This window comes from Pyxidicoccus fallax (assembly GCF_012933655.1).
Classification (GTDB): Bacteria; Myxococcota; Myxococcia; order Myxococcales; family Myxococcaceae; genus Myxococcus; species Myxococcus fallax.
The window spans coordinates 1-8,424 of the sequence record NZ_JABBJJ010000456.1 but is presented as its reverse complement, the minus strand read 5'-3'; the positions used below and the strand labels follow the sequence as shown (position 1 = coordinate 8,424).

Sequence of the window (8,424 nt, the reverse complement as noted above, 5' to 3'; positions counted from 1 at the left end):
CACCCGCCCCGGTCCCCGTGGCGACCGCGTCTCCGCCCTGGAGCGCACCCCCGACGGCACCCTGTGGGTGGGCACCGACCATGGCCTCGCCTACCTCACGGGCACCGGGGACGACCTCCGGCTCGCCTACGTGGACGCGCTCGGCAACCAGGACGTCAGCGCGCTTGCTCCGGCCGAGGACGGCGTCTGGGTGGGCACTCGCACCTCCGGCCTGTGGCGCGCGCGCGCGGGCTTCGCCGAGCGCATGAGCCCCCCGGGCCCCCTGGACCAGGTCATGGCTCTGGCCTCGGACAGCGAGGGCACGGTGTGGGTGGGCACGCAGGCCTCCGGCCTGTGGCGCCGCACCGCCGCCGGCGCCTTCGAGGCCGCGCCCCCCGAGGCCCCCGTCCGCATCACCGCCCTGCGCGTGTCCCGCCACGGGGGGCTGTGGGTCGGCTCGGAGACCGAGGGCTTCGGCCGCCTGAAGCGCGGGCGCTACACCTCGGCGCAGGGCATCCCCGCCCACGCCAACGTCGCGTCCTTCCTCGAGGACACCGAGGGCAGCCTGTGGGTGGGCACCTTCTCCGCCAGCCTCCACCAGCTGCGCCGCCCCGAGGTGGAGGTGATGGGCAAGGCCGAGGGCCTCATCGACGACTTCATCTGGAGCGTCTACGAGGACCGCGACGAGGCGGTGTGGATTGGCACCTCCGCGGGCGGGCTCCACCGGTGGAAGGACGGGCAGCTCACCGTGTACGGCCCGGCCAACGGCACGCCGCAGGGCCGCATCTCCGACCTGTACCAGGACCGGGATGGAGCGCTGTGGCTGGCGACGAGCGCGGGCGCCGTCCGCTTCCACCAGGGCCGCTTCGAGCGGCTCACCACCGCCGAGGGCCTGCCGAACGACAGCGTCTACTCCATCCTCCAGGACCGCGAGGGCGCCATGTGGTTCGGCACCCGGGGCGGGCTCGTCCGCCGCCATGACGGCCAGCTGCGCGTCTTCACCACGAAGGACGGCCTGGCCCGCGACAACATCACCAACCTGCGCGAGGCGCCCGGAGGCGGGCTGTGGCTGGGCTCGGGCTCGGGGCTGGACTTCCTCGACGGGGACCGGGTGCGCAAGGACGGGCCGGAGCTGGCGCTCGCGGGGCGCGACGTGAGCGGGCTGGAGCTGGATTCGAAGGACTCGGGGATTCTCTGGGTGGCGACGGATGACGGCCTGGCGCGCGTGAGCGCCAGTCGCGTGGACGTGGTGCGCGGCAGGAACGGGCTGCCGGCCAACAACCTGCTGTCCGTGGTGGACGACGGCCGCGGCCGCCTGTGGATGGGCAGCAACCGCGGCATCTTCCGCGTGGACAAGGCCGAGCTGACGAAGTTCTTCGCTGGCGAGGTGAAGCGCGTCCAGGCGGTGACGTACGGCCGCTCGGAGGGCCTGCGAAGCGTGGAGTGCAACAGCTACTCCAATGCGTCCAGCCTGCGCACCCGCTCGGGCGACGTGTGGTTCCCCACGGTGATGGGCGCGGTGCGCATCCCCAGCGCGTCCGAGCCCCGCGCCCGCACGCCCCCCCCGCTGCACATCTCGCAGGTGCTGTCGCGCGGGCAGCCGGTGAGCATGGACGACAACGGCCTGCCGCCGGGCGTGCTGGACGTGGAGCTGCGCTGGGCGGCGCTCACCTTCGTGGCGCCCGAGAAGGTGCGCTACCGCTACCGGCTGGAGGGGTTCGACCCGGGGTGGATGGAGGCCGGCAACCGGCGCGAGGCCTTCTATACGAACCTGCCTCCGGGCGAGTACCGCTTCCGCGTGCAGGCGGAGTCCGCGGACCGGCGCTGGGGCCCGGTGGAGACGGGCGTGGTGCTGGTGCGCCCTCCGCGCTTCTTCGAGGCACCGGGCTTCCTGCTGACGGTGGGGCTGGTGGTGGCCGGCGGCGCGCTGGGCACCTACCGCTGGCGGGTGGGGCGGCTGCGCAGGCGCGCGCTGGAATTGAGTGAGCGGGTGGAGGCGCGCACGCGCGAGCTGGCCACCGCCAACGCGGAGCTGAAGGCGGCGCTGGACACGTCCGCCGAGGCGGAGAGCAGCCTGCGGCGGCTCATCGAGCGGCTGCCCGTGGCCATCACCATCTTCCACGATGACCGCGCCGTGTACGCCAACGAGGCCTCGCTCAAGCTGCTGGGCTACGAGCGCTTCGAGGAGATGTCCGGCCAGTCGATGGCGGCCCACATGCCCGAGGAGGAGCGCGAGCTGTGGAACGAGCGGCGCGACGCGGTGCTGCGCGGCGAGCTGCTCCCGGAGCGGCTGACGCGCATCATCCGCCGGGACGGCTCGCTGGCGCTGGCCGAGGTGTGCGGGGTGAGGCTGCGCTTCGGGGGCCGTGAGGCGGCCGTCTCCGTGGCGCGCGACGTGACGGAGGCCCGGCGCATGGAGGAGCGCCTGCGGCTGGCGGACCGGATGTCCGGCGTGGGCACGCTGGCGGCCGGCGTGGCGCACGAAATCAACAATCCGCTGTCCTATGTCATCGGCAACCAGCAGTTCGTGCTGGAGCGGCTGGAGCCCGTGCTGGAGGAGGCGAAGGGCGAGGTGACGCAGGTGCAGGTGTCCTTCCTCCAGTCCATCGCCGAGGCGCTGCGCGACGCGAGCGAGGGCGCGGGCCGGGTGCGCCACATCGTGCGCGACTTGAAGACCTTCAGCCGTGGCGACGAGGAGACCACCCAGCCGCTCGACGTGCGGCGCGTGTTGGAGAGCGCGGTGTCCATCTGCCACAACGAGGTGCGGCACCGGGCGCGCATCCGCCTGTCGCTGGGCGACGTGCCCCGCGTGGTGGCCAACGAGGCGCGGCTGGGACAGGTGTTCGTCAACCTGCTCGTCAACGCCGCGCAGGCGATTCCCGACGGACACGCGGAGCGCCACGAGATTGCCCTCTCCACCTTCACGGACGCGCAGGGCCGCGCGGTGGTGGAGGTGTCGGACACGGGCAGCGGCATCGCGCCGGAGCACCTCAAGCGCATCTTCGACCCGTTCTTCACGACCAAGCCGGTGGGCGTGGGCACCGGGCTGGGGCTGTCCATCTGCCACGGCATCATCAGCGTGCTCGGCGGCGACATCCAGGTGGAGAGCAAGCTGGGCAAGGGCACGCGCTTCCGCGTGGTGCTGCCGGCCGCGCCGGAAGGGGCGGAGGAGGTGGCATTGATGTCGCCCCCGAGGTCGCTGGCTCCGGCGCCCCGGCGGGCGCGGCTGTTGGTGCTGGACGACGAGCCGCTGGTGGCGCGCGGCGTGGCCCGCATCCTCGCGGGCGAGTACGTGGCGGAGAGCACCTCCAGCGCCCAGGAAGCGCTGGAGCGGCTGTCTCACGGCGAGCGGTTCGACCTGATGCTGTGCGACGTGATGATGCCGGAGATGAGCGGCGCGGACTTCTTCCAGCGGCTGGCGGAGGTGGCGCCGGACCAGCGGGAGCGCGTCGTCTTCATCACCGGTGGCGCCTTCACCCCCGAAGCCCGCGCCTTCCTGGAGAGCCTCCCCCCCGGCCGCTGCTTCTTCAAACCCCTGGCCGCGGACGTGCTGCGCGCCCTGGTGCGGGAGCAGCTGGCTCGGGCTTGAGGGCAGGCCGTCGAGCGTTCACCGTGAACGTTGCCTCACGGGCCCCTCCTTCATGGGGCCCGGCGGGCTCGGGCTAGGATGGTCGCGATGAGCTCGACCTCACGGGATACCCAGCAAACGGAGCAGAACCTCTCCGACGTGGGGGGCCAAGGCACCGCCAATCCGGACCTGGGCAGTCAGGACGGCGGCCTTCCTCCGGCGGGAGGCTACGGCACGGGCGGCCGGGACGACGGCACCCACGCGGGGGGAGGCACCCCGCTGCACCACACGCGCGTGGGCCGCTACGTGCTCCTGTCCCGGCTGGGCAAGGGCGGCATGGGCGAGGTCTTCGAGGCGTTCGACCCGGAATTGCGCCGCACCGTGGCCATCAAGGTGCTGCACGACCGGCAGCTCTCCGGCGAGTCCCATGACACGCGCGCGATGCGGCTGATGCGCGAGGCGCAGGCCATGGCCCGCCTGTCCCACCCCAACGTGCTCACCGTGCACGACGTGGGCACGCACGACGGGCGCGTCTTCCTCGCCATGGCGAAGGTGGACGGCGGCAACCTGCGCCAGTGGTTGAAGCAGGCGCCCCGCTCCTTCCGTCAGGTGCTGCCCGTGTGCCTCGCCATGGGCCGGGGTCTCGCCGCCGCGCATGCCGCGGGCCTCGTCCACCGCGACTTCAAGCCGGACAACGTCCTCCTCAATGGCGAGGGCGGCGTCTGGGTGACGGACTTCGGCATCGCCCGCGAGGCCAGCGACGGCTCCGAGGCCACCACCGTGCCGCTGTTGGGAGAGGGAGAGGGCGAGGTGCCCCTCACCGTCACCGGCGCCATGGTGGGCACGCCCGCGTACATGGCCCCGGAGCAGTACGCGGGGCGGCCGGCGGACGCGCGCTCGGACCAGTTCAGCTTCTGCATCTCCGTGTACGAGGCGCTCGCCGGGCAGCGGCCCTTCGAGGAGGGCACCCTGCGCCGCATGGCGGTGACGCTGCTGGACACCGCGCGCGCGAAGGAGGGCGCCATCGTCGAGCGCCCCGACCTGGCGCCTCCGCCCCACCCGAAGGTGCCCGGCTGGGTGCACCGCCTGCTGGTGCGCGGCCTGTCCGTGTCCCCGGAGGCGCGCTTCCCCTCGATGGACGCGCTGCTGGACGCGCTGTCGAAGGACCCGTCCGCCGCGCGCCGCAAGTGGCTGGGCGGCGCGGCGGCGGTGCTCGGCGGCGTGGCGCTGGCCTCGGGTGTCGCGCTGACGGTCGCGAAGCCTCAAGAGCAGGCGCGGCCGTGCACCGGTGCTCCCGAGCTGTTCGCCCGCTCGTGGGGCGCTCCGCAGCGCGGCATGATGGAAAAGGCCTTCCTCGCGAGCGGCGCGCCGGACGCGGCCGGGGCCTTCTCGCGCGCGGCGAAGGCGCTGGATGCCTACGGCACCGAGTGGAGCACCATGCACCAGCAGGCGTGCGAGGCCACGCGCGTCACCGGCGCGCAGCCCGAGTCGCACCTGGCGCTGCGCATGGCCTGCCTGGACCGGCGGTTGCGCTCGGTGGACGCGCTCACCGCGGAGCTGTCGCGCGCGGACGCGGCCCTGGTGGCGCGCAGCTCGGAGGCCGTGGCCCTGCTGCGCGGTGTGTCCGGCTGCGCCAACATCGAGGCGCTGTCCGCTCCGGTGCCGCTCCCGGAGGACCCCGCCGTGCGCGCGAAGGTGGAGGAGGTGCGCGGGCAGGTAGCGCACGCGCAGGCGCTGCTGGACGCGGGCCGCTACCCGCAGGCGCTCCCCATCGCCAAGGCCGCCGCCGGGTCCGCGCGCGCGCTGAAGTACCGGCCGCTGGAGGCCGAGGCCCTCCACGTCCTCGGCTGGGCGCACCAGCGGCTGAGCCAGGTGGAAGAGTCGATGACGACGTGGGCCGAGGCCATGGCCGCCGCCACCGCCGGCCGCCATGACGAACTCGCCGTGCAGCTGGCCACGGACCTGGTGGCCGGGCTCAGCGACGACCGCAACTACTACTCCGAGGCCCACCTGTGGGCCCGGCAGGCGCATGCGCTGCTGGAGCGCCTGGGCGGCTCGCCCGAGCTGGAGGGGAAGCTGTCCAACAACGAGGGGGTCCTCGCCTACCGCGAGGACAAGTTCGAGGACGCCGCGGCGCACTACGGCCGCGCGGTGGCGCTGCGGGAACGGGCGCTCGGCCCCGAGCACCTGGACGTCGGCAAGTCCCTCAACAACCTGGGCATGGTGCTCGCGCGGCAGAACCGCGCCGCCGAGGCGCTCCCGCTGTACCGGCGCGCGCTCGCCATCACCGAGGAGCGGCTGGGGCCCCAGCACCCGATGCTGGCCAACACGTTCGCCAACCTGGGCATCGCCGAGAAGGAGCTGGGCCACTACCCCGAGGCCCTGAAGTGGATGGAGCGCGCGTACGCGCTGCGCCGCGACACCCTGGGGGCCGACCACCCGCAGACGCTGCGCATGCTGAACGACATGGCCATGGTGCACGAGGAGACGGGCGCGCACGACAAGGCCCTGGCCATCCACCAGCAGGCGCTGGAGGGCATGCGCAAGGCGTTCGGCCCGGAGAGCGTGGAGGCCATCGAGGCGCTGCGCGCGCTCGCCTCCGCGGAGGAGCGCCTGGGGCGGGAGGACGACGCCATGGTGCACTACCGCGAGGGGCTCGCGCTCCAGCTCGAGGTGCTGGAGCCCGAGGACATGGCCCTGCACACCATGGAGGAGGACCTCGCGCGCCTGCTGCTCCTGCACCGCAAGAAGCCCCACGAGGCGCTGCCGATGGCGCGCTCCGCGCTCACGCGCAAGGTGAGCGCGCTGGGGCCCGAGCACGCCGGCACCATCCACGCCCGCACGGGCCTCGCGATGACGCTGCTGGCGCTGAACAAGCCCGACGGCGCGCTGGAGGAGATGGAACTCACCGCGCGCCTGCTGGCCCCGCTGGGGTGGAGCGACGCCGAGGCCGCGTGGGCCTACTACGCCCACGCGCAGGCGCTCTGGAAGGTGAAGCCCGCGGAGCGCCCCCGCGCCCTGGAGCTGGCACGGCGGGCCGCCGAGGGCTTCACGCAGCAGGGCAGCTACGGCACGAAGGACCTGGAGGACGTGCGCCGGTGGATGGCCTCGCGCGAGCGCGCGACGAAGTAGCCGGCCGTCACTTCTCGCCCAGGGCGCCGTAGCGCACCAGCCGGAAGCGCGCGCCCTGGGCCTCGCGGATGCGGGCGGCGAGCACGTCGTGCAGCTCCGGCTTCCACGCGCTCCAGCGCTCGAAGAACTTCGCGGTGGCCGCCTTGTCGCCCGCGTGCTGGAGCGTGATGACCTCCTTGAGCAGCCCGTTCACCACCTCCAGGTAGCGGTCGTACTGGACGGTGAGGCGCGCCGTCTTCGGGTCCGCCTTCAGCAGACCGTGCTCCAGGAACCAGTTGAACTGCACCAGCTGCATGCGCTGGTAGGGCTGGTCCTCGCGCGGGCGCACGTTCTGCAGGGTGCGGCGGATGCCCGAGGCCTGCACGGAGCGCAGGCTGGCCGCGTCCAGCGAGCCGCTCTTGTGGAACGAGTGCAGCGCGAAGAGGCTGACGAGGTCCGCCTTCATCTCCTCCATGGCGTCCGCGTAGTCCTCCAGCGCCACGTCCAGCGTGCGGCCCTGGGTGTCGCGGTCCGGGCCCAGGTAGTGGCCCACCTCGTGCCAGAGCGTGCGCTGGAAGTTGCCCTCGGAGGTGAGGTCCTTCGCGTGCGCCTCCGCCGTCACCGCGCGCCACACGCGCTCGTCCGAGGCGAACAGCTCCTCGTTCTTCATGATGTTCTCGCGCAGGAGGATGGTGCGGCCGTAGCGGTGCGAGAACAGCGGGTCGTTGGGCAGAATCGTCGCGGTGTTGGTGCCGCGCGCCTGCCCGAAGTCCGCCACCACCTGGTACACGCCCGCGGGGATGTCCTCGCGCACCTTCTTCTTCGCCGGGTAGGGCAGCGCGTCCTCCACCACCTGGAGGCCCTTCAGCCGCTGCCGCAGCGTGCGCGTGGCCTCCTCGTTCAGCAGCAGCACCGACACCGCGTGGAAGGCCTTCGTGCCGTAGAGCGCGTCGTCGTACGTCTCATACGAGCCGAGCTGCACGTTGAGCCGCTTGAAGCGGCCCGTCACCCAGGACGCGTCACCGCTCTCGTAGTCGTTGCTGAGCAGGTCGCGCGCGCGGTTGCGCAGGTAGCGCGCCAGCTCCTCGTCCCCGGCCTCCAGCCGGTCCGCCGCGCGCATGAGGAGCCCGTACGCCTTCATCATCTCCGGCGCGTAGGCCACGGCGTACGGCACCGCGTACAGCACCTTGGCGTCCGGCCGCTTCGACAAATCCCGCAGCGTCTGCCGCGGCCCCGGGTGCAGCGTGTCCAGCACGGGGTAGGCCTGGAAGGCCTTCAGGTCCTGGCGGAGGTTGTCGGCGGTGGCGCGGCGCACCACCGTGCGCTCTCCGAGGATGTCCTCGCGCCGGGCGGGGTTCGCCGCGAGGAAGGCGTCGACCTCGGCGCGCGTGGCGTCCGGCGGGTAGACGTTGCGCGCGGGCACCTGCGGGTCCACGGGGAGGAAGGCCTCGCGCGCGTTGGTGAGCGTGCTGGCGATGGGGCCCTGGTACAGGCGGTACAGCGTGAGCAGGTCCTGCGTGCGCTTGGGGCTGCCCAGCTTCTTGTCCATCGCCTGGAGCTTCGCGTGCGCCGCGAGCGCCTGGTGGTGGCGGGAGGCCTCGTAGAGGGTCTGGAAGATGTGGCCCACCTCCAGCAGGTCCTTCACCGCCGCCTGCTCGTCCGCGGTGAGGCGCGAGAGGTCGGGGGCGAGGAGCACCTCCTGCGTGGTGCCGAGAATCTCCGCCACCTTCTCCTCGGGCCAGTAGCCCGGGGGCAGGGTGGGGGAT

3 protein-coding genes are annotated in these 8,424 nt (G+C 73.0%); 2 read left to right on the top strand and 1 reads right to left on the bottom strand.

Annotated features, from left to right (window positions below):
• Positions 1-3,568 (top strand): hybrid sensor histidine kinase/response regulator (locus HG543_RS48685; protein ID WP_169351808.1); only part of this gene is annotated, 3,568 nt, incomplete at its 5' end.
• Positions 3,569-3,655: 87 nt separating this feature from the next.
• Positions 3,656-6,679, top strand: coding sequence for a serine/threonine-protein kinase (locus HG543_RS48680; protein WP_169351807.1), 3,024 nt, complete (start codon positions 3,656-3,658; stop codon positions 6,677-6,679).
• 7 nt (positions 6,680-6,686) lie between these two features.
• On the opposite strand, the gene HG543_RS48675 is transcribed toward HG543_RS48680, so the two are convergent.
• Positions 6,687-8,424 (bottom strand): NUDIX hydrolase (locus tag HG543_RS48675; RefSeq protein WP_169351806.1); only part of this gene is annotated, 1,738 nt, incomplete at its 5' end.

Coding starts and splice junctions, on each gene's coding strand:
- HG543_RS48680 (WP_169351807.1), top strand. CDS start 3,656: ATGAGCTCGACCTCACGGGATACCCAGCAAACGGAGCAGAACCTCTCC.